Source organism: Pseudarthrobacter enclensis (genome assembly GCF_030811655.1).
Lineage (GTDB): Bacteria > Actinomycetota > Actinomycetes > Actinomycetales > Micrococcaceae > Arthrobacter > Arthrobacter enclensis_A.
This window is the reverse complement of sequence record NZ_JAUSRE010000004.1, coordinates 232,258-251,977: the sequence shown is the minus strand read 5'-3', so window position 1 is coordinate 251,977 and position 19,720 is coordinate 232,258. Positions and strand designations below refer to the sequence as shown.

Genomic DNA, 19,720 nt, shown 5'->3' with positions numbered 1-19,720 from the left:
CATGAAACGACTGGGGGCAGAAACCATGCCGGGACCGACCGGCCAACACACCCTCATCCTGCAACAGGAACGGGCTACGAAAAAGGTAACGGGGGTAGAGCCTCCCGGTACCGCAGCGCTCGGCCGAAGGCTGCTGATTACCGGTCAATTGATAGTTTTCCAGCGGGATGTCCCCAAACAGTTTCCCCTCTGTAAAAGGCGGATAGACATCTTGTTTCCTGCAGATTTCCGTCCCCTCACCAGCACTGATGCCGCACCGGCACTCGGCGGCGGGGGCCGCCGTGGTGCAAGAATGAGGCGGTGACTTCAGCCGGACCGGGACGCCCCCGCCACCAGCAGCCGTCGCGGCCAGGCGCCACGGCCCGCGACGAAATACTCGACGCCGCAGCCGAGCTCTTCACCAACCAGGGCTTCGCCAGCACCTCCACCCGGTCGATTGCGGATGCGGTAGGAATCCGGCAGTCGTCGCTCTACCACCACTTCAAAACCAAGGACGACATCCTCGAGGACCTTCTGGAGGGGACGGTGTCAGCCGGCCTGAAGTTCGCACGGTCCGTGGCCGCGCTTCCTGCCGGATCCCCGGGAACCGAAGGCCCGGCAGGAAGCCGGCTGCACGCCGTCGCGCTTTACGACGGCACCCAGCTGTGCAGTGCCCGTTGGAACCTGGGCGTCCTGTACCACCTGCCGGAGGTGCGGAGCACCCGCTTTGCCCGGTTCCTCAGCGATCGGCAGGAGCTGCGGCGGCTGTACGGGGAGCTGGGCGGGAGCCTGCCGGCGACCCCTAAGGGAACGGACGGAGGCGACTTCACCTTCCGGCTTGTCGAATCCCTGATCTACCTCCGGGCGGATGGGGCGGTTGGTCCGGAGTCGGCCATGCAGGCTGCGGACGCCGGGCTCATTCTTTGCGGGCTTGGCCACGATCTCCCGGCCATCCGGGGCGCCAGCCGGGCCCTCATCGACGGGCTCGCCTGAGCCAGGGCGTCCGTTACACCCGCGTCCCTTATGCCCCACCGAGTTTGCTCAGCTAGGCTCGGAGCATGACGCGAGAGAACATCAGGACCCCCGACGGCGGCACGATTGAGCTCTTCTCCACCGGCGCGGAACTTGCCACGGCAGGGTCGGGAGTGGTGGTGGTACCGCCCTCCATGGTGACGGCCGCCGACTACACCAAATTTGCCCAGAAACTGAGCGCAGCCCTGGGCCGGCCGGTGCACACGTTCAACCGTCGCGGCCGCGGCTCATCGTCCCCGCAGCCCGAGGATTACACACTGGACGTGGATATCCGGGACCTCGATACCGTCATGAAGCACACGTCCAGCACGGACGTCTTTGGACACAGCTTCGGCGGCGCGGTTGCCCTGCACGCCGCGCGGACCCTTCCGGTGGAGCGACTGGCCGTCTACGACCCCGCGGTGTCCGTAAACGGCAGCGTGACCGCCAACTGGATTGGGGAATACGAGAAGGCGATCGCCGCCGGCGACGACGACCGCGCCCTGGCCGTGATCCAGCGGGGCCTGGAGGCAGGCGGTTCCTTCTCGTCGCGCATGCCGCTCTCCATGCTGACGCTTGCCAACAAGCTGACAGCGGGCACCACGGAAGGCAAGCAGCAGCGTGAACTGATGCGCACCGGCGTCCGCGAGATCAGGGCCATCATTGCTGCGGACATGCCGGCCGAACCGTTCCAGGCGCTGCCCTTGGAGACGCTGATTGTGGTGGGTGAAAAGAGCCCGGCGTACTTCGGCATTGCCTGCGGCCAGATCCACGACGTCCTGTCCGGTTCCAGCTACACCATCCTGCCGGGCTTCGGCCACGACGGCGCCATCAAGGCTCCGGACAAGCTGATCAAGGAACTGAGCGACTTCTTCGCCGGCTAGTGTCGCCGGCTGAGTCAGTGCGCGCCGTGCCCTGCCGTAGCGCCGTCGGTCTTGCGCATCATTACGGACAGCACGACGGCGGCCAGGGCTATGACGGTCGCTGTCATGAAGGCGGCGCTCATTCCGGCGACCAGGCCGGACGCGGCACTCACCACCGCGAAGATAGACACCAGCAGCGCGGTGCCCGCGGCGCCGGCCACCTGCTGCGTGGTGCTCATGATCGCCGAACCATGGGAGTAGAGGTGCGGGGGCAGCGGGTTGAGTCCAGTGGTGAAGGCGGGGGTGAACAGCAGCGCGAGGCCGAAACTCAACCCCACGTGAAGGGTGATGATCCACCAGACTGCCGTGCCGGCGTCGAGCATTGAAAACTGCCAAAGTGTGGCCACCATCAGCAGGGACCCGGTGACGGTCAGCGGCAGCGGGCCCACCTTGTCGAACGCGCGGCCAATGACCGGGCCAAGCAGGCCCATGGCAAGGCCGCCGGGAAGCAGCGCCAGTCCGGTTTCGAGCGAACCGAGGCCGCGCACCTGCTGCAGGTAGAGCGGCAGCAGGATCACGCCGCCGAACAGGGCCATCATGGCCACCACCATCAGCAGGACCGAGACGGTGAACATCCGGAAGTTGAAGGCCCGCAGGTCCAGCAGCGGCGCGGCGGCCTTCTGCAGGCGGACCTGGCGCAGGACGAATACCGCCAGCGCAGCGACGCCGACGACCAGGGCCGCGATGGCACCTGCGCCTGGACCCGCCTGGCCGCCGTGGCCGCCACCGATCTGGCTGAGGCCGTAGACCAGGCCGCCAAAGGCCGGGACGGTGAGGATAACCGACAGGACATCCAGCTTCCCCTTTTCCGCCTCGCCCACGTTGGTGAGGTATTTCGCCCCAATGGCCAGCGCGGCAAGGGCCACGGGCAGGACGAAGACGAACATGAACCGCCACGTGAAGTGCTCCAGGATCAGGCCCGAAACGGTGGGCCCCATAGCGGGCGCCACTGAGATGGCGATACTGACGTTCCCCATCACCGCGCCGCGTTTGGACAACGGAACCAGGGTGAGGATGGTTGTCATCAGCAGCGGCAGCATGATGGCGGTGCCGCCGGCCTGGACGATGCGTGCCAGCAACAGGACTTCGAACCCGGGCGCCATGGCCGCAAGCGCTGTCCCGCCCGCGAACAGGCCCATGGCAAGCATGAAGACCGCCCGCGTGGAGAGGCGCTGGAGGATGAATCCGGTGGTGGGGATGACCACGGCCATGGTGAGCATGAACCCCGTGGACAGCCATTGGACGGTGGGCGCATCCACGCGGAGGTCCACCATAAGCCGCTGCAGGGCCACGTTCATGATGGTCTCGTTGAGGATCACCACGAACGTCGCCACCAGCAGCGTACTGATGATGGTCACAGACTCCCGGGACATCTTCTCCGGGGCAGCAGGCCGCGATCCTTGGTTTTTGACGGACTGGCCGCTGGCGTTGGGAGAGGTCTCGGTAGACATGGGTGTTCCCTCAGGGGTGTTTTAAGAGTGGTGCGCGGCCGGCGCCGCTGCAGATTCCAACACTCTACCCGCTGGAGTAATTCCTCCGCATGGGTTCTTTTTACCCCTGAGGGAACATTAGGGATTTGCGTTAGGCCGTCTGGCCCGCGTGCTCGCCTTCGGAGATTTCTTCCACCAGCTTGTTGTTGAACGCGGGGAGGTCGTCCGGGTTCCGGCTGGTCACCAGACCCTGGTCCACCACCACTTCCTGGTCGGTCCAGTTGGCGCCCGCGTTCTTGAGATCCGTTTCCAGGGTGAAGTAGGACGTGACGTTGCGGCCCTTGATCACGCCAGCCTCGATCAGCAGCCACGGACCGTGGCAGATCGATGCCACCGGCTTGTGCTGCTCAAAGAAGCTGCGGGTGAAGTTTTGGGCGTCCTTGTCGACGCGCAGGTGGTCTGCGTTGACGACACCGCCGGGAAGGACCAGCGCGTCAAAGTCGGAGGCGTCGGCGTCGGCGACCGTCATGTCGACGTCGAAGGTATCGCCCTCCTCCGTGCCGTTGTAGCCCTGCAGCTTGCCGCTCTTTGGCGCAACCAGGGTGGGCTCGCCGCCGGCGTCCTTAACAGCCTGCCAGGGGCTGGTGAGCTCTACCTGCTCCACTCCATCAGTGAGCAGGAATGCGACCTTCTTGCCTGCGATGCTGTGCTCTGACATTGTTCCTCCTCGCCTGAGGCGGCCCGCGGCCTTTAGGCACACGGCATGCCGCCCGAGAGTTGATTGCCTGACGCTTTCCAGCCTAGGAAAGTAAAAAGTAATAAGCAAGCTGACTATCTTTCCCGATGGTGCTGCCCCTGCGGACTTCCGCGGCAAATGTGCCGCGTTCGACGCGTAGGTTCCTCCTGCTGCGCGCTACGCATTTCCGCGGCGCAAATTACTCGTCGCGCCGGGTGCTTGGGCTGCGGAAACGAACCTGCGCAGCGGCAAGGCGTACGACGGCGGCGCGCGGCTTTTGGGGAGCGGCGCCATGGGCTGCGCGGGCCGGGCGCCCAACGATCCCCCAGCCACGATCCCCTCGTCTGCCCGGTCTGAATGTCGGTGGGTGGTTGGATGATGTGGGTATGGGAATCAGCGGTGGTTTGGGGGCGGTGTTGGAGGGTGTTCGTGCCTCTGTCGCTGCCCTTGATGCGCTGGCTTTGGCAGACCTGGACCTTGAGATCCCTGCAGTGGGTGCTGATGGTGCCGGTGTGGACGTGTTGCAGCGGCGGTACGAGTTGTGCCTGGAGCGGTTGGAGGTTGTTGCCCGGTTGGAGGCGCAGCTTGCGGCGGTGAAGGCGCGGGACGTGGCGGAGTGCATTGGGTTGCAGCAGGCCATGACCGGCCCGGATGCCTCCCTGCAGGACCGCACCTACGCCGAAATGTCTGTCGTGGAGGAGATCGCAGGGGTCCTGACCATCAGCTCCGCGGCCGCGGGCGCGTTGGTGGACCAGTCACGGCGGGTCTGTTCCCTGCCACCGGTGCTCGAGGCGCTGTCCGCCGGTGCCGTGTCCTGGCAGCACGCCCGCATCATTGCCGACGAGACCGAAGAACTCACCCCCGAAGGCGCCATGGAGTTGGTGGCGCATTTCTTCGACCTCGACGCCCCCAACCCCGCACGCGGCGCAGCCCCCGGTGAGCTTGTCCCGTCCCGGTTCCGGGCGAAGGTCCGTGGGTGGCGGGAACGGCACCACCCGGAATCCATCGGGAAACGCCACGCCAAAGGTGAGGCGGACCGGCGGATGGAATACAGCCCCGACCGGGACGGCATGGCCTGGCTCTCGCTCTACCTCCCCGGGGACACCGCGTGCGCCATCTGGAACCGCACCACCGCCACCGCCCGCGGCCTCCAAAGCCCGGACGAGGCCCGCACCCTCACCCAACTCCGCCCCGACATCGCAGCATCCCTGCTGCTCGGTGCCGGAAACCCTGCCGGGCCCATCAAGACTCCCACCCCCAAGACCGACGTCCTGGTCACCGTGCCGGTGTTCTCCCTCCTCGGCCTCACCGACGAACCCGCCACGCTCGACGGCTTCGGCCCAATCCCGGAGTCGATGGCCCGCAAACTCGTCGCTGACGGGGCGCATTCGTTCTACCGGGTCCTGGTCGACCCCCGGGACGGGGCACCACTGGAAATCGGACGCACCCGCTACCGACTCCCAGAGACCATCAAACAATGGATCAGGATGCGCGACGCCAAATGCACGTTCCCCGGCTGCACCAACCGCACCCCCGACAACGAAATCGACCATGGCACAGCTTGGGAACACGGTGGAAGCACCGGGATCAGCAATCTCGGACAACTTTGCCCGAAACACCACCGACTCAAACACCACAGCACTTGGGCACCAGATCCAACCACCACGAAAGAGCCACCCGGCTGGACCTCACCCAGCGGCCGCCACTACAAACCCGAACACCCGGACCGAGAACAACCGCACTGGCCGCAATGGCTCCTGCCTGCTGGACTGCAGTCTCCGGAGGCCAAGGGCCTCGATGCCGGAGTTCCGGATGCCACGTGCAGTGACGTGCACTGCCTCAATATCCGCTGTCCCGAGGGCGGCCTGGCAGACCTCCCGCCCTGGGAACCAGACAATGACAGATACCTCGACCTCGACGACATCCCACCCGACGACCCCCTCTGGGAGGAGTTCTTTGCAGGATCGCTTGCCCTCACCCCCGGCTGGATCGGAGCAGAGTGCTAGGCCTTGGCGCTCGGCGCCCGCCCGTGACTGCGTCCATCAGTTGAAAACTGAAAGGCCTGGTTTGTCTGCAGCTGATCAGGTCGGGGGCGCCTGCGGGTCGGCGGCGGCTGCGGGTTGACCGCGGCTCCGCCTGGACCTTCAGAGGCTGCTAAGCCCTGTGGTGCTCAATCAGCCAACCGGCCATCTGCTGGGCACGTTTAGCGGCGTCCATGTCGCCCTCGGCGGCAGAGATGATGGACCCCTTCATCAGAATGTGCATGGACCGGGCGAACTCCTCGGGCTGTTGGAGTCCAGCTGTTTCCGCCAGGGCTTGCACGTGGCCGCGGATCTTCGCCAGGTAGTCGATGCTTGCCTGGCCAAGAGGATGCGCTGGGCCCATCTCCAGGAGGACATTGACGAAGGAGCAGGCTTCGAAATCTTCGCGCAGGAACCAGTCACTGAAGACATCGAAGATGGCCAGCAACTGTTCCGCGGCAGTGTTTGCCCTCCGCTGCGCTTCGGAGACGATGGCATCAACAGTCCACAATTTGTCCCGCCGCTCAAGGAACGCAAGCACCAGGGAGTCCTTGGACGGGAAGTGCCGGTAGAAGGTGGCCTTGGCCACTCCGGATCGTTCGATGAGTTCATTGACGCCAACATCCCGGATGCCCCGCCGCGAGAACAAGTCGTACGCGACCAACAGGATGCGCTCCTGGATACCGGCACCGCCAAGCGTCGCCTCGCCCGCAGCGTGCGCGGAAGGCGGTTGACCGTTTGCCTCAGGATTCATCGTGTCAATAGCCTACTCCAGGGAAGACAGACCAGTCTTTCCGGCTGTAAAGTTCTTCCTACGCGCAGTGCTCTCAACAGCCGCGGAGGCCAGACGAACGGCCCCTTCGGAACGGTGCAAGGAGGCCCCTATGGCAGCAGAGCGGTTGTTCGAAAGCGTTCCGTCGGACCCGGAGCCTTGGATGTCCAGTGACACTCCGGCCGAAGTCCGGCAATTCGCTATCGAATCCCTCCGCTGGCAGGCGCAGGAAATCATCGACGAACTGCTCTCCAGCACAGACCCTGCAGATGAACTGGCCAAGGCCCGTCTGCGACGGTACGTGGCCCAAAATCCCGGGCGCCCGGAAAGGGCGCTACTGGAGCAGCTGATGGCCAGCGAGGACGGCCTTCACCTCTAGGCCGCTCCTTCAACGCGCACGCTCGAAAGCTGCAGGAACCTGGCGCGGCCCGGCTGGTGCATCAGGAGTTGAGCGGCATGTTGTCGATGAGCCGCACCGGGCCCACCTTGGCAGCGATGAGGGCCAGGCCTTCTCCGCGGAACGGCGTCTCCCGGCAGTTTTCGGCCAACGGTTCAAGCGTGCGCGGATCCACCACGTCGAAGTAGTCGAGGGAAACCAGCGGCTGGGATTCCACCAGCGCCAGCGCGGAGTCAAGGTCCAGGGGCTCGTGGGCGTTGGCCCGCTCTTCCAGCAGCCGCAGGGCCCTGGACAGAACCAGGGCGGCGTCCCGCTCTTCGTCGGACAGGAAGCGGTTCCGGCTGGACAGCGCCAGGCCGTCCTCCGCGCGGACCGTCGGCACGCCCACAATTTCCACGGGGAAGTTCAGGTCGGCAACCATCTGCCTGACCAGGGCCAGCTGCTGGGCGTCCTTCTGGCCGAAGTAGGCACGGTAGGCAGGCAGTCCACCCGCAGCGGCACCTGCTGCGGAACCAGCCGTAAGCCCCGCCGCCGGCATCCCATAATGCAGCAGTTTGGCCACAACAGTGAGGGCGCCGTCAAAATGCCCGGGTCGCGAAGCGCCCTCCCATTTCTCCCCCAACCGGCCCGAGGTAACCCGCACCAACGGCTCCCCGCCGGGGTAGACCTCCTCCACGGAGGGCGCGAACGCGAGGTGCACGCCCTGCTCCTCCAGCAAGGCAAGGTCTGCGTCAAGGGTTCGCGGATAGCGGTCCAGGTCCACGGCGTCACCGAACTGCAAGGGATTGACGAAGATGCTTGCAACCACCACGTCATTGTTTTCGACGGCGGTGCGCGCCAATGTTGCATGGCCTTCGTGGAGTGCGCCCATGGTGGGCACCAGCGCCTGTGAAGTGCCCTGCTTGGCGTTCAGGAGCCGGACGCTTTCGGCCTTCAGCCCGGCCACAGTGGTCACGAGTTGAATGGACATCAGTCCTCCTTCGGATCCAGGGCGTCGCGGAGCCCCTTCAGCTGGTCAGGTTTCAGCAGGCCGCGACCTTCAGCACGGCGGGCAGTGGCGTGTGCCATTGCCAGGTACGCCTCAAGCACATCCCCATGCCCACCGTCGTCGAACTCACGCAGCGCTTCCGCATGGGCACGGACCGTTCCCACGTCGCCCCGCGCCACGGGGCCAGTCAGCGCGGACTCCCCGGAGGCCAGCGCGTTCTCCAGGGTTGCCCGGAGCAGCGGACCGAGCATGCGCTCCGGGGCTTCGACGCCCACCTCGCGCAGCAGTTGCGATGCCTGCGCCACCAACGTGACGAGATGGTTCGAGCCGTGGGCCAGGGCGGCGTGGTAGAGAGTCCGGTCCGCTTCGGCGATGGCGACCGGCTCCGCCCCCATCTCCACCACCAGCGCCTGGGCGATGGGGAGCATGGCGGCGTCGGCCGTCACCCCGAAGGTACAGTCAAGCAGCCGGGTGAGGTCCAGGCTCATGCCGGTGAAAGTCATGGCCGGGTGAAGTGCCAGGGGAATGGCGCCCGCGGCACGCACAGGATGCAGCACACCTACGCCGAACCGGCCGGAGGTGTGCGCCACGAGCTGCCCGGGCTGCCAGGCGCCGAGCTTCGCCAGCCCCTCCACCAAATCCGGCAGTGCATCGTCCGGTACCGCCAGCAGCACCAGCTCGGCTCGCTCAACGATCTCCTGCACTTCCAGGATGGGCACGCCGGGGAGCAAAGACTCAGCCCGCTCCCGGCTCGCATCGGAAACCGCCGACACTCCAATGACGGCGTGCTCGGCGGCCCGCAGGGCGGCGCCAAGAACGGCCCCCACCTTGCCGGCGCCGATGATTCCGACGCCGAGGCGTCCGGGCTTAGCCATTTTGCTGGCCTTCCTGTTGGTTATGCATTCGGGAATCCATAGTTTCGACGGGCTCAACCACCGCTTCGCCCCCACCCACCGGATTGGGCTCCGGCGCCGGAACAACCTGCCGCAGCCATTGTTCCGTCGTCTGCCGCTTCCGGGCCAACCGGGCGCGCGCCGACTGCTCGTCGAAGAGCCGCCTCGCCTCGTCCAGCCCCGCGTGCCTGAGCCGCGGGGCAACCGGCCCCGCCGTGGTGTGCAGGACCAGGTCTGCCACTCGGAACCAGCGCGCCAGGGGCCCCTGCTGCAGCGCCATTGACTGCGTCCGTTGATGCGGCACCAGCACAAGCTCGCGCCACCAGCGGCCGGAACGGATCAGCAGGGCCGTGTCAGTGGCCGCAAAACCGTTCCGCCGCCACGCCAGAGGTGCCAGCAGCCAGGCTCGGCGCGGCGTGGTAACAAACCCGCTGCCGGTATCCCTGCCGGTGAGCCCGGCGCCGAACGTCATGGCAGGCTGGGCGGTTCCGGGGTCGGGCAGGACCAGCGAGAGCATGGCCAGGACCTCGGGGAACTTCCCCACCGGCAGCAGGATGGTCCGGGTGTTGCCTTCGACCGCGTTGCCCGACGTTCCGTAGCCCGCCGCGTTGACCTGCATCCGGTACCAGCCGAACGGGCGCCAGAGCGGGGGCTGCGCAATCTTCACCGCCTGGATCCGCCCGGGCGGAAGCGTCTGCGCCTGGGTGTCCAGGAGTCCGTAACGCAGCCGGATTCCGTCAGGGGAAATGGCGGCGGTGAAGTTGTACCCCTTGTTGAAGAAGTTCCAGTAGCTTGCCGCAAGGCCCAGCGCGGCGGGCACCAGGTAGAAGTAGAAGGCGCGGTTGTCCGTCACTGCGGACAGGATCACGGAAGCCACGCCGCCCACCACAATGAAGAAGCTTTGCTCGCTCAGCAGCAACGATCCAATAAGGCGCGACGGCGGCACGGCCAGCACTGCGAGCTCCGGCGCCTCGGGCGCGGGACGGGCTGGAAGTCCCGCGACGGTCGGGTCCCAACGGCCCGCGACGGACGGGGCACTCATGCCGGCCGCGGAAGCCGTGCCGGGACCAGCAGCAGGGAATGCCCCGGAAGCGCGCGCCAGGATGGTGGCGCGCAGCTGTCGTGCGTCATCGATCCTCAGGTAGGCAAGGCGGACCGCGGACTCGCCGGCGTCGGCAACTTCAAACTTGAGTTCAGCCAGCCCAAAGATCCGGGCCAGCAGGGGCCGCACGATGTCAATGGCCTGCACCCGGTCCAGGCGTGCCTGGCGGTGCTGCCTGAAGAGGAGTCCGCTGTTGACCCGGACGTAGCCGCCCGACACCTGGTATCTGGTGAAGTACCAGGTAAGGACGAACCCCAGCACCGCCACCGCCAGCACCAGCGCTCCCCCGCCCAGCAGCCAAGGGGCACGCCTGGCGAACCCTTCTTCAAAAACGGGTTGGCCCTGCAGGGCCCGCTCGAAAAGGTCCCTGCCAAAGAAGAAGGCGATGGCTGCCAGGGCAAACCAGCCACGGACAAAAGGTGAGGCGGGATGGACACGAAGCCATTCGCCGTCGGACGTTGCGTTGCTTTCCGGACCGGATGCAGCAGAGGGCAGCAGGGGCGGTCCGGGCAGCTGGCCGTCCGCGGTCACAGCCCTGCCAGCCTGGCTTCGCCGCGCGCAGCCAGCTGCTCACGCAGCCGCACGCCTTCCATTGCCGGGAGGCCGGGGATGCGCGCGTTGGTGCCCGGCGACGCTGTGTGGAGCTTTACGGTGCACAGCCCCAGCGCCCGTTCCACCGGGCCGACGGCGATGTCCACGTACTGCATCCGTCCGTAAGGCACGGCCATGCTGCGCTGGAAGAAGATGCCGCTCCTGATCAGCAGGTCGTCGCCGCGCTCGGCGTAGCCAATGGCCCGGACCTGCCGCGGAATGAGGGCCAGCCGCCACAAGGCAACCACCAGCGCGACGGCGGGAACGGTGACGGCCAGCCACAGTGGGGGCCACCGCCACCATCCCAGGAGGACAAACACCAGCGGAGCGGACAGGATGAGGACTGCGGCGAGGTTGGCGACGGCCCACTCCACCAGCCGGACGGAGACGTACTGCGGCGAAACCCTTTGCCAGGCGATACCGGGCGGGTCAATCGCCTCGGTATGCATATTCGCCTTCCCCTGCGGCTTCCCCGCGGGCAGGGCGGCCCTTTTTGCTGTCCAGGTTGGGGTCGCCGTCTTCCGGCGGAATCCGGCAGAACCGCTCCACGACGAGACCAACCACGATCATCACCAGCCCGCCGCCGGCCATGGCCAGGGCCAGCCAGGTGATGCTCTGGTCGCTGCGCAGGCTCCATACCCGCAGCTGGTCGAGGAAGATGCCCACGTGCCAGCCCAGCAAGACTGTCCCGGCATAGGCGCAGGCCTGCGCCAGGACCAGGGTCCGGGCGGCCAGGAGCGGATCCAGGTGGGTCTTCTTGGCAGTGCTGTTGGGCTTGTGGCTGTTGCGCCATCTCAGGACCCGGATTCCCAGGACCAGCGTGATGGCCACGATGACACCCATGGTGGCCAGGGCGGTAAGGGGCAGCACGGGCGTAGCCATGCTGTACCGGCTGGTGACAACAGTGGCAGACCAGCCGGCGACGGCGAGGATGACGCAGATCAGCAGGAGGCGCAGGGGGTTGATGGGCTTCATCGTTCCTCGACCGCTCCTGCCGTGGGCAGCCCGTTGAAGTCGCCGAACCCGTCGAACGGAGCCAGGTCCGCGAAATCGTCCGCCTGTGCCGCGAGGATGCTGATCCGTTCGCCGGCCAGTGTGGCGCTGGGCTCAATAAGCGACCAGGGGTAGAGGACGAAGGCCCGGGACGCCGCCCGGGGGTGCGGAAGGGTCAGGTGGGGGTCGTCGCTGTGCAGGTCGCCGTAGGTGATGATGTCGACGTCGAGCGTCCGCGGACCCCAGTGGACCTCACGGACGCGGAGGTGCTTGTTCTCCACGGCCTGGCAGTGTGCCAGCAGTTCCATTGGGCTGAGGCAGGTCTCCACGGTGATGACCATGTTCAGGAAGTCCGGCTGCCCCGCAGGACCTCCCACCGCCTTGGTCTGGACGATGGGCGAGACGGCAAGGAGGCGCACTTCCGGCGGATCCACGAGGTCCGCCACGGCCTCGGTCAGCGTCTCATTGCGTTCGCCAAGGTTGCTGCCGAGGGCCAGCACGGCCTTGGTGTAGGTCCCGTTCATCCGCGCACCCCGATCATGCCGCAGCCGCTCATGCATCCGCTCCGGAAAGGACGGGTCCGGCGGCGGCACGTTCCCTGTGGACAGCCACAGCGACGTCGCCGAACGGGACCTCGATGGGTGCCTGGGGCTTGTGGACGGTGATGTCGACGGCGTGGAGCTTGAATTCGGCCAGGAGGCTGTCCGCGATGCGCACAGCCAGCCCCTCGATGAGGTTCAGTGGTTCCCCGGAAATCCAGTCGACAATACGCTGCGCAACCTCACCGTAGTGTGCGGTGTCCCGGACATCGTCGGACTGCGCCGCCTCGGTGAAGTCGAGGTAGAGCACCGCGTCCACAACAAAGGGCTGGCCCTCCCGGCGTTCGAAATCGAAGACACCGTGATGGCCGACTGCGGTTACTCCGGTCAGCGTAATCCTGTCCATGGGTCCCCGGCCCTATTGCGTTTTGGGTACGGTTGCGGCTGAAGACACGGCGGCCATGCGCGCAGCCACCTTCACGGCGTCCAGGCTTGATCCCACGTCATGCACGCGGACGGCCCAGGCCCCGCGGTAGGCACTGATGGCGGTGATCGCCGCCGTGGCACCGTCGCGCTCCTCGGGAGCGGCGGCCTTGCCCGCCACGGTAAGCAGGGTGCCCAGGAACCGTTTGCGGGAGGCACCTACCAGGACCTTGTGGCCCAGGCTGTCCAGCTGGTCCAGGTTCTGAAGGAGTTCCCAGTTCTGCGCGTCGTTCTTCGCAAACCCCAGGCCCGGGTCAATAATGATCTGCTCCTGGCTCACTCCAGCCGCGTACAGCTTGTCCCGCACTCCCGCCAGTTCCGCCACCACTTCGGCGGCCACGTCCGTGTATTCGGCGAGCGAATTCATGGTCCGGGCGTCTCCGCGGCGGTGGGTGAGGACGTAGGGCACCTTGGCGGCAGCCACGAACTCGGCCATTTCGGGCTCGATACTCAGGCCTGAAATGTCGTTGATGATGGCGGCGCCCGCCTTGACTGCCGCTTCCGCCGTGGAGGCGTGGGTGGTGTCAATGCTCACCAGGGCACCAGCCTTCACCAGCGCCTCGATGACGGGCAGGACGCGGCGCTGCTCTTCGTCCGGGCTGACATCATCCGCGCCCGGCCGGGTTGACTCTCCGCCGACGTCGATGATGTCCGCACCCGCGTAGAACATGCGCAGGCCGGCAGCAATGGCGGTATCCGCCGTGGCATGCTTGCCGCCGTCGCTAAAGGAATCCGGGGTGACGTTCAGGATGCCCATGACCAGCGTCCTGTCAGTGGGCAGGTCGTCAAACCGCGCAGCCGGGCGCGGCTTGCGCAGGATGGGCAACGGGGAGGTTGCGGGCCCCGTTCCGGGGGCTGCAGCGAGTGAATCCATGGTGTGTGGTTACCTTCCGAGGATGAGGCTCATGGCTTCGGCACGGGTGGCCGGGTCATGAAGCTGCCCGCGGACCGCACTGGTGACGGTCTTCGCTCCGGGCTTGCGGACGCCGCGCATCGACATGCACATGTGCTCGCATTCAACAACGACGATGGCGCCGCGGGGCTTGAGGTGCTGCACCATCGCTTCGACTATTTCAGTGGTCAACCGCTCCTGCACCTGCGGGCGCCGTGCGTAGATGTCCACCAGCCGCGCCAGCTTGCTCAGACCCGTCACCTTTCCGTCGTGCGACGGGATGTAACCGACATGGGCCACCCCGTGGAAGGGCACCAGGTGGTGCTCGCACGTGGAGTAGAAGGGGATGTCCTTGACCAGGACCAGTTCCTCGTGGTCCAGGTCGAAGGTGGTGGACAGGACGTCCGCGGGGTCGTGGTGCAGTCCGGCGAACACCTCGGCGTACGCCTTTGCCACCCTTTTGGGAGTGTCGACGAGGCCGCCGCGGTCCGGGTCCTCGCCGATGGCAAGGAGGATCTCGCGGACGGCCGCCTCAATCCGGGGCCGGTCCACCTTTTGGCTCGTCGAATGGTGGGAACCGGCCTCCGCCAGGTATCCGGCGGAGGCGGGAACGTCGTCGTCGTCGAAGGAAGTCACAGGGAAAGCTTAGCCGCGAAGGGTGTCAGGCCCCGAGTCGGTGACTCCGCCCTTGAAGGGAGCATCCTCCGGGACGCCCTGCGCGTGCGGGGGCTGGGCGTCCAGCGGCTCGTCCAGGCGGGCCTTCTTGGCTTCCTCCTGGGCTTCGCGCTCTGCCCGCTCGCGGCGGGTTTCCACGGGACCGGCCAGGACTGGGCGGGTCTCCTTGGACAGCCACACCTCACGGAAGTCGCGCTTGCGCACGTCCCGGAAGATGTCGGCGATCTCTGCCTGGTTGAGCGTTTCCCGCTCCAGCAGTTCAAGGGCCAGTATGTCCAGGATTTCCCGGTTTTCGGTGAGGATCTCGTAGGCCTCGTCGTGTGCCTGCTCGATGAGGCGGCGCACTTCCTCGTCCACGACATAGGCGATCTGGTCCGAGTAGTTGCGTTCGTGCCCGGCGTCGCGGCCCAGGAAGGGTTCCCCGCCGCCCTGGCCCAGGCGGACAGCGCCGACACGTTCGCTCATGCCGTATTCGGTGACCATCTTGCGGGCGGTGCCGGTGGCCTTCTCGATGTCATTGGAGGCACCGGTGGAAGGGTCGTGGAACACGATCTCTTCCGCCACTCGGCCGCCCATGGCGTAGGCCATCTGATCCAGGAGTTCATTGCGCGTAATGGAGTACTTGTCGTTTTCCGGAACCACCATGGTGTAACCCAGGGCCCGGCCACGCGGAAGGATGGTGATCTTGGTGACCGGCGCGGAGTTGCGGAGTGCAGCCGCCACCAGGGCGTGGCCGCCTTCGTGGTAGGCGGTGATCTTGCGCTCGTGTTCCTTCATGACGCGGCTGCGCTTCTGCGGGCCCGCCATGACGCGGTCGATGGCCTCGTCCAGGGCGCGGTCATCGATCAGGTTGGCGTTGGAGCGCGCGGTGAGCAGTGCGGCCTCATTAAGGACGTTGGCGAGGTCGGCGCCGGTGTAGCCGGGGGTCTTCTTCGCCACGGCTTTCAGGTCCACGCCGGGCGCCATCGGCTTGCCCTTGGCGTGCACCTGCAGGATCTGGTCGCGGCCGATCAGGTCCGGCGCTTCCACGGAGACCTGGCGGTCGAAGCGGCCGGGACGCAGCAGTGCGGGGTCCAGGACGTCAGGCCGGTTGGTGGCGGCGATGAGGATGACGTTGGTCTTGACGTCGAAGCCGTCCATCTCCACCAGCAGCTGGTTGAGGGTCTGCTCACGTTCGTCGTTGCCGCCGCCGATGCCGGCGCCGCGGTGGCGGCCGACGGCATCGATTTCATCGACGAAGATGATGGCGGGCGAGTTGGCTTTGGCCTGTTCAAAGAGGTCGCGGACGCGGGAGGCGCCGACGCCGACGAACATTTCCACGAAGTCCGAACCGGAGATGGAGAAGAAGGGTACGCCTGCCTCGCCGGCTACGGCGCGGGCCAGCAGGGTCTTACCGGTACCTGGAGGGCCGTAGAGCAGGACTCCCTTGGGGATCTTGGCGCCAACGGCCTGGAACTTGGCCGGTTCCTGCAGAAATTCCTTGATTTCCTGGAGTTCCTCCACGGCTTCGTCCGCACCTGCGACGTCAGCGAAGGTTACCTGCGGCATGTCCTTGCTGACCATCTTGGCCTTGGACTTGCCGAACTGCATGATCTTGGAGCCGCCACCCTGCATGCGGGTCATCAGGAACCAGAAGAGGGCGCCCAGCAGGATGACCGGGATCAGCAGGGAGAGCAGGCCGGAGAACCAGTTGCTCTCGATCGGCTGGTCGGTGAAGCCCTGGGCGGGCTTGGCGTCGGTGACGGCCTTTACTACGTCCTGTGCCCGTGCATCCACGAAGAAGAACTGCACGCTCTTGCCCTTGTCCTGCCCATCCACCTGCAGGTCATCCTTGAGCGTGAGGTCAACGCGGTTCTCACCGTCGAAGATCTTGGCCTGCTCCACCTTGTTGCTGGAGAGCAGTTCCAGGCCCTTGTCCGTATCGATCCGGGCGGCACCGCCGGGGGCGAGCGTTGCAAAAGCCACGAGGAGCAGACCGACCACAACGACGATCCAGATGCCCGGGCCTTTGAAGAAGTTCTTAGCTTTCATCTGTTCGGGGCTGGCCCCGTCCCTTCCGGTAGTGCTTCACGGCGAGTAATCTGCGCGCGTGATGGTGCTGCGTCAGCTTCTAGCTATACACCGTCCGGACTAGATCACGCATAGCCGAAAGCAAAAGTTCCCTGTCGGCGTAGCTTGCGCGGATGACCGCCGAACGCCCGCTTCAGCGCAACACCGGCAAGGACGGGACTGTCGTCCGGCGGGGAGTCCTGGGGAGGCCTACTCGTAGACGTGCGGGGCCAGGGTGCCCACGAAGTCCAGGTTGCGGTACTTTTCGGCGTAGTCCAGGCCGTAACCCACCACGAACTCGTTGGGGATGTCGTAGCCGACGTACTTGACGTCGATCTCCACCTTGGCCGCAGTGGGCTTGCGGAAGGCGGTGCAAATCTCAACGGACGCCGTGCCGCGGGATTCCAGGTTGGTCTTGAGCCAGGACAGGGTGAGGCCGGAGTCGATGATGTCCTCGACGATCAGCACGTCCTTGCCCATCAGGTCCGTGTCCAGGTCCTTGAGGATGCGCACCACGCCGGAGGACTGGGTTCCCGAACCATAGGAGGACACGGCCATCCAGTCCATGGAGATGTGGCTGTGCAGTGCCCGGGCCAGGTCCGCCATGACCATGACGGCGCCCTTGAGGACGCCCACAATGAGGATCTCGCGCCCTTCGTAGTCCTTGTCGATCTGCGCTGCGAGTTCGGTGATCCGCTGCTGGATCTGTTCCCTGGTGTAGAGAACGTGCTTGAGGTCTGCCTGGACGTCGTTTGAATCCACCAATGGCTCCTGTTTAGATGCGGGGTGCGACTATTTTGCGGGTGGCTTTTGGGGCCGGAATACTAGCTTCCCACAGCGCGCCCGTTCGCGGGGAACGGAACCGGCGTCCTCCGGGGACGCGGCGACGGCAACGCCCCGGGATTCCTCAAGTTCCGCCAGCGACAACCTGTACACGCTCACGTTGCCGGGCAGCTGGACCGGACCTGCCGAACCCTTCCGCCGCAGCAGCGCTTCCGCCGCCAAAAGGCGCTGATAACCGGGCTGCTGGCCGCCGGCGCCGGCCGCCGCCTTGGCGATGACCCGGAACCTGATGGCGGGGGCCAGGTCCCGCAGCGCCTCCTCCGGCAGGCTCAGTCCGGTCCCCTCCCGCTCCACGAGCGAGGCGTAGGTGCTTTCCGCCACTTCCTCCAGGTAGTCGGCGTCCAGCTGCAGGATGGCGGCGGTGCGGGCGAGGGACTCAGCTACGCCGGGACCGAGTTTGTCCTCAAGGTGCGGGAGGACCTCCACCCGGGTCCGCGAACGGGCGAAAGCGGGATCGGCGTTGGTGGGATCGTGCCAGGGATCCAGGTCCTCCACGGCACAGATCTCCTCGGTGTCCGCCCGGCGGAGTCCGAGGAACGGCCGCAGCAGAAGGGTCTTCCCCGCACCTGCGCGGGCAGGCCGCATGCCGGCAAGCGAACGGGTGCCGGAGCCGCGGGCAAGGCCCAGGAGCACTTGTTCAGCCTGGTCGTCCAGGGTGTGGCCCAGGAGGATTGCCTCCGCGCCTTGTTCAACAGCGGCGGCTTCCAGCGCGGCGTGCCTGGCTTCCCGGGCGGCGGCTTCGGGGCCCATGCCGGCGCCGGCCACGGTGACAGTGCGGATCTCAACCGGTGCCAGGCCCAGCTCCGCCAACACCTGGGCCGTGTGCGTGGCCACATCAGCTGAGCCCTCCTGCAGCTGGTGGTCAACCACCACGGCGCCAACCGTAAGGGGGTGGCCGTCCACGTGCCCGCGGCGGGCAAAATAGGCGGCGACGGCGGCGAGCGCCAGGGAGTCCGGGCCGCCGCTGCACGCAACAACAACGTGGCGGGGATAGCCTGCCCCGGACAGGGCGTCCTGCAGCATTTTGCGTGCTGTGCCGACGACGGGCGCGAGCCTGCCGGGCCGGCGTCGCCCACTGCGCGTGGGGGCATGTACCGGCAGAGGTGAAGGTGGATTGTCAGGCAGTGGCGCGTGGGGCAATTACAGGCCCATCCGCTCAAGCCACAGCTTGGCGTCATGGATCTCGGGTTCCGTAGGCAGGTGCTCAGCCGACTCCCACACCCTGTTGAACCCCTCCATCCCGGCCACGTCCACCACGGCGCGGACAAAGCGCGCCCCATCGGAGTATTGGCGCATCTTGGCGTCCAGACCCAGGAGGCTGCGGATGAACTTCTCGATCACGCCGCGGTCCTTGCCCCGGTCGTTGAAGCGCTGCCGGATGGTCTTGACGGAGGGCACGATGCTGGCGTCCACGCCGTCCATCACCACGTTTGCGTGGCCTTCGAGCAGGCTCATCACGGCGGTGAGGTGTGAAATCGCGGCCTTTTCCTCGGGGTCCTGCAGCAGGTCCAGGATGGCGCCGCGGCGGGGCGCCTCTCCGTTCGCCGACCGGTCCTTCAACGACCGTGCAGCGGCCGAAGCCCGTTCCATCAGCGAATCGACGTTGCCAAGCAAGTGGCCGCTGAGGTTGTCGATCTGTTCGAGCATGTGGTGGCGCAGCCAGGGTGCGGCCGCGAACTGGACGCGGTGGGTTTGCTCGTGCAGGCACACCCAGAGCCGGAAATCCTCCGGCGCGACGTTGAGTTCCCGCTCAACAGAGACGATGTTGGGGGCCACCAGCAGCAGCCTGCCGGCCGCGGGCGCAGAGGAGTTTTCCGCCAGCGCGGCGAAGGGGTCGTACTGGCCCAGGACCTTGCTGGACAGGAAGGCCAGGACGGCGCCCAACTGGCTGCCGGTGATGGCGCCGCTGACCTGGGCAGCCCCGGGGCTGAGGTTTCCGCGCCGGCTGTCCAGCATCTTCTGCATGGCGGGTTTGAGCATCACCGCGAAGCTCTGGGTATTGGCCTTGGCCCAGGACGCCCGGTCCACCACGAGCACCGAGGAGTCCCGAAGATCGCGTGCCGCCTCCAGGCCCGTGATCTCGTGGACGTGCGGCACTGATGCGTCCGCGAGCCTGCGCAGGCTGTCCACCGCCTCGCCGATGGCCTTTTCGTCGAGCACCGGTCCGGCTGGGGCCAGCCGCGCTGCGGCAGAAGCAGCGAGGTCCCAGTTAATCAGGGATTGGGCCGGACTGGATTGGGCCGTGGGGGATCCGTTTGTGGATACGGACGGTGCGGACTCGCGCGCAGTGGACTCCATGGTTCCCATCAGAACACAGCAGGCCGCGGCCCGTCCTTAAGTTCGCTGACCGGCGAAACTTCCACAGCCCCTGCACAGGAGGGGAAAAGCGGCGTCCCAGTGTGC

Annotated in this window: 20 protein-coding genes; 4 read left to right on the top strand and 16 right to left on the bottom strand. The window is 66.3% G+C overall.

Translation table 11 applies throughout. The features are described from left to right. The first annotated feature begins 300 nt into the window (after window positions 1–300). Together J2X98_RS05995 and J2X98_RS05990 are read left to right on the top strand one after the other, a co-directional pair. Window positions 301–972: a TetR/AcrR family transcriptional regulator gene (locus J2X98_RS05995; protein WP_307305456.1), complete on the top strand. Its 672-nt coding sequence runs from the start codon at window positions 301–303 to the stop codon at window positions 970–972. A 65-nt stretch (window positions 973–1,037) separates the two neighbouring features. Continuing rightward, the gene (locus J2X98_RS05990) at window positions 1,038–1,874 is read left to right on the top strand and encodes an alpha/beta fold hydrolase (RefSeq protein ID WP_307305452.1); all 837 of its coding nucleotides are present in this window, start codon (window positions 1,038–1,040) and stop codon (window positions 1,872–1,874) included. A gap of 14 nt (window positions 1,875–1,888) precedes the next feature. On the opposite strand, the gene J2X98_RS05985 is transcribed toward J2X98_RS05990, so the two are convergent. Together J2X98_RS05985 and J2X98_RS05980 are read right to left on the bottom strand one after the other, a co-directional pair. Then, window positions 1,889–3,364, bottom strand: a complete 1,476-nt coding sequence (locus tag J2X98_RS05985) for a DHA2 family efflux MFS transporter permease subunit (protein WP_307305448.1) — start codon at window positions 3,362–3,364, stop codon at window positions 1,889–1,891. Window positions 3,365–3,494: 130 nt separating this feature from the next. Continuing rightward, window positions 3,495–4,061, bottom strand: coding sequence for a type 1 glutamine amidotransferase domain-containing protein (locus tag J2X98_RS05980; protein ID WP_307305446.1), 567 nt, complete (start codon window positions 4,059–4,061; stop codon window positions 3,495–3,497). 404 nt (window positions 4,062–4,465) lie between these two features. Here J2X98_RS05980 and J2X98_RS05975 point away from each other — a divergent pair, with 404 nt between their 5' ends. Next, window positions 4,466–6,085 (top strand): HNH endonuclease signature motif containing protein, encoded by a 1,620-nt coding sequence (locus J2X98_RS05975; protein ID WP_307305443.1) that lies wholly within the window; start codon window positions 4,466–4,468, stop codon window positions 6,083–6,085. Window positions 6,086–6,233: 148 nt separating this feature from the next. Here J2X98_RS05975 and J2X98_RS05970 read toward each other — a convergent pair whose 3' ends face one another. Then, the gene (locus J2X98_RS05970) at window positions 6,234–6,854 is read right to left on the bottom strand and encodes a TetR/AcrR family transcriptional regulator (RefSeq protein WP_307305440.1); all 621 of its coding nucleotides are present in this window, start codon (window positions 6,852–6,854) and stop codon (window positions 6,234–6,236) included. Window positions 6,855–6,984: 130 nt separating this feature from the next. Here J2X98_RS05970 and J2X98_RS05965 point away from each other — a divergent pair, with 130 nt between their 5' ends. Then, window positions 6,985–7,251 carry a hypothetical protein gene (locus tag J2X98_RS05965; RefSeq protein ID WP_141944463.1) on the top strand — a complete coding sequence of 89 codons (267 nt, stop codon included), beginning with the start codon at window positions 6,985–6,987 and terminating at the stop codon, window positions 7,249–7,251. A gap of 61 nt (window positions 7,252–7,312) precedes the next feature. On the opposite strand, the gene J2X98_RS05960 is transcribed toward J2X98_RS05965, so the two are convergent. From J2X98_RS05960 to J2X98_RS05900, 13 genes are all read right to left on the bottom strand, one after another. Next, window positions 7,313–8,239, bottom strand: coding sequence for a 4-phosphopantoate--beta-alanine ligase (locus J2X98_RS05960; protein ID WP_307305434.1), 927 nt, complete (start codon window positions 8,237–8,239; stop codon window positions 7,313–7,315). Beyond that, window positions 8,239–9,132: a Rossmann-like and DUF2520 domain-containing protein gene (locus tag J2X98_RS05955; RefSeq protein WP_307305431.1), complete on the bottom strand. Its 894-nt coding sequence runs from the start codon at window positions 9,130–9,132 to the stop codon at window positions 8,239–8,241. The genes J2X98_RS05960 and J2X98_RS05955 overlap by 1 nt, the downstream gene beginning before the upstream one ends. Continuing rightward, a complete protein-coding gene (locus J2X98_RS05950; RefSeq protein WP_307305429.1) occupies window positions 9,125–10,783 on the bottom strand; it encodes a PH domain-containing protein in 1,659 nt (552 codons plus the stop codon). Before J2X98_RS05950 ends, J2X98_RS05955 begins: the two co-directional genes overlap by 8 nt. Further along, complete coding sequence (locus J2X98_RS05945) at window positions 10,780–11,292, bottom strand: PH domain-containing protein (RefSeq protein WP_307305426.1); 513 nt, start codon at window positions 11,290–11,292, stop codon at window positions 10,780–10,782. Before J2X98_RS05945 ends, J2X98_RS05950 begins: the two co-directional genes overlap by 4 nt. After that, the gene (locus J2X98_RS05940; protein ID WP_307305423.1) at window positions 11,273–11,818 is read right to left on the bottom strand and encodes a DUF3180 domain-containing protein; all 546 of its coding nucleotides are present in this window, start codon (window positions 11,816–11,818) and stop codon (window positions 11,273–11,275) included. The genes J2X98_RS05945 and J2X98_RS05940 overlap by 20 nt, the downstream gene beginning before the upstream one ends. Beyond that, window positions 11,815–12,360, bottom strand: coding sequence for a 2-amino-4-hydroxy-6-hydroxymethyldihydropteridine diphosphokinase (folK, locus tag J2X98_RS05935; protein ID WP_141944476.1), 546 nt, complete (start codon window positions 12,358–12,360; stop codon window positions 11,815–11,817). The genes J2X98_RS05940 and folK overlap by 4 nt, the downstream gene beginning before the upstream one ends. Before the next feature lie 28 nt (window positions 12,361–12,388). Next, complete coding sequence (gene folB, locus J2X98_RS05930; RefSeq protein WP_141944478.1) at window positions 12,389–12,781, bottom strand: dihydroneopterin aldolase; 393 nt, start codon at window positions 12,779–12,781, stop codon at window positions 12,389–12,391. 12 nt (window positions 12,782–12,793) lie between these two features. Next, on the bottom strand, window positions 12,794–13,732 hold the full coding sequence (gene folP / locus J2X98_RS05925) for a dihydropteroate synthase (protein ID WP_307305419.1): 939 nt from the start codon (window positions 13,730–13,732) through the stop codon (window positions 12,794–12,796). Window positions 13,733–13,741: 9 nt separating this feature from the next. After that, entirely contained in the window at window positions 13,742–14,386 is a 645-nt protein-coding gene (gene folE, locus J2X98_RS05920) for a GTP cyclohydrolase I FolE (RefSeq protein WP_141944482.1), read from the bottom strand. A gap of 9 nt (window positions 14,387–14,395) precedes the next feature. Further along, complete coding sequence (gene ftsH / locus J2X98_RS05915) at window positions 14,396–16,456, bottom strand: ATP-dependent zinc metalloprotease FtsH (RefSeq protein WP_141944484.1); 2,061 nt, start codon at window positions 16,454–16,456, stop codon at window positions 14,396–14,398. A gap of 228 nt (window positions 16,457–16,684) precedes the next feature. Beyond that, window positions 16,685–17,236 (bottom strand): hypoxanthine phosphoribosyltransferase, encoded by a 552-nt coding sequence (hpt, locus tag J2X98_RS05910; RefSeq protein WP_102977004.1) that lies wholly within the window; start codon window positions 17,234–17,236, stop codon window positions 16,685–16,687. Between the two features lie 30 nt (window positions 17,237–17,266). Further along, window positions 17,267–18,340, bottom strand: a complete 1,074-nt coding sequence (gene tilS / locus J2X98_RS05905; protein WP_307305413.1) for a tRNA lysidine(34) synthetase TilS — start codon at window positions 18,338–18,340, stop codon at window positions 17,267–17,269. A gap of 117 nt (window positions 18,341–18,457) precedes the next feature. Next, the gene (locus J2X98_RS05900) at window positions 18,458–19,615 is read right to left on the bottom strand and encodes a zinc-dependent metalloprotease (RefSeq protein ID WP_307305481.1); all 1,158 of its coding nucleotides are present in this window, start codon (window positions 19,613–19,615) and stop codon (window positions 18,458–18,460) included. Window positions 19,616–19,720 lie beyond the last annotated feature (105 nt).

Excerpts from the sequence above, each read along its gene's own strand:
- J2X98_RS05975 (WP_307305443.1), top strand. The coding sequence starts at position 4,466 with ATGGGAATCAGCGGTGGTTTGGGGGCGGTGTTGGAGGGTGTTCGTGCC.
- J2X98_RS05970 (WP_307305440.1), bottom strand. The coding sequence starts at position 6,854 with ATGAATCCTGAGGCAAACGGTCAACCGCCTTCCGCGCACGCTGCGGGC.
- J2X98_RS05940 (WP_307305423.1), bottom strand. The coding sequence starts at position 11,818 with ATGAAGCCCATCAACCCCCTGCGCCTCCTGCTGATCTGCGTCATCCTC.
- folK (WP_141944476.1), bottom strand. The coding sequence starts at position 12,360 with ATGAACGGGACCTACACCAAGGCCGTGCTGGCCCTCGGCAGCAACCTT.
- folB (WP_141944478.1), bottom strand. The coding sequence starts at position 12,781 with ATGGACAGGATTACGCTGACCGGAGTAACCGCAGTCGGCCATCACGGT.
- ftsH (WP_141944484.1), bottom strand. The coding sequence starts at position 16,456 with ATGAAAGCTAAGAACTTCTTCAAAGGCCCGGGCATCTGGATCGTCGTT.
- J2X98_RS05990 (WP_307305452.1), top strand. The coding sequence starts at position 1,038 with ATGACGCGAGAGAACATCAGGACCCCCGACGGCGGCACGATTGAGCTC.
- J2X98_RS05985 (WP_307305448.1), bottom strand. The coding sequence starts at position 3,364 with ATGTCTACCGAGACCTCTCCCAACGCCAGCGGCCAGTCCGTCAAAAAC.
- J2X98_RS05945 (WP_307305426.1), bottom strand. The coding sequence starts at position 11,292 with ATGCATACCGAGGCGATTGACCCGCCCGGTATCGCCTGGCAAAGGGTT.
- folP (WP_307305419.1), bottom strand. The coding sequence starts at position 13,732 with ATGGATTCACTCGCTGCAGCCCCCGGAACGGGGCCCGCAACCTCCCCG.
- J2X98_RS05960 (WP_307305434.1), bottom strand. The coding sequence starts at position 8,239 with ATGTCCATTCAACTCGTGACCACTGTGGCCGGGCTGAAGGCCGAAAGC.
- tilS (WP_307305413.1), bottom strand. The coding sequence starts at position 18,340 with ATGCTGCAGGACGCCCTGTCCGGGGCAGGCTATCCCCGCCACGTTGTT.
- J2X98_RS05900 (WP_307305481.1), bottom strand. The coding sequence starts at position 19,615 with ATGGAGTCCACTGCGCGCGAGTCCGCACCGTCCGTATCCACAAACGGA.
- J2X98_RS05965 (WP_141944463.1), top strand. The coding sequence starts at position 6,985 with ATGGCAGCAGAGCGGTTGTTCGAAAGCGTTCCGTCGGACCCGGAGCCT.
- J2X98_RS05980 (WP_307305446.1), bottom strand. The coding sequence starts at position 4,061 with ATGTCAGAGCACAGCATCGCAGGCAAGAAGGTCGCATTCCTGCTCACT.
- J2X98_RS05955 (WP_307305431.1), bottom strand. The coding sequence starts at position 9,132 with ATGGCTAAGCCCGGACGCCTCGGCGTCGGAATCATCGGCGCCGGCAAG.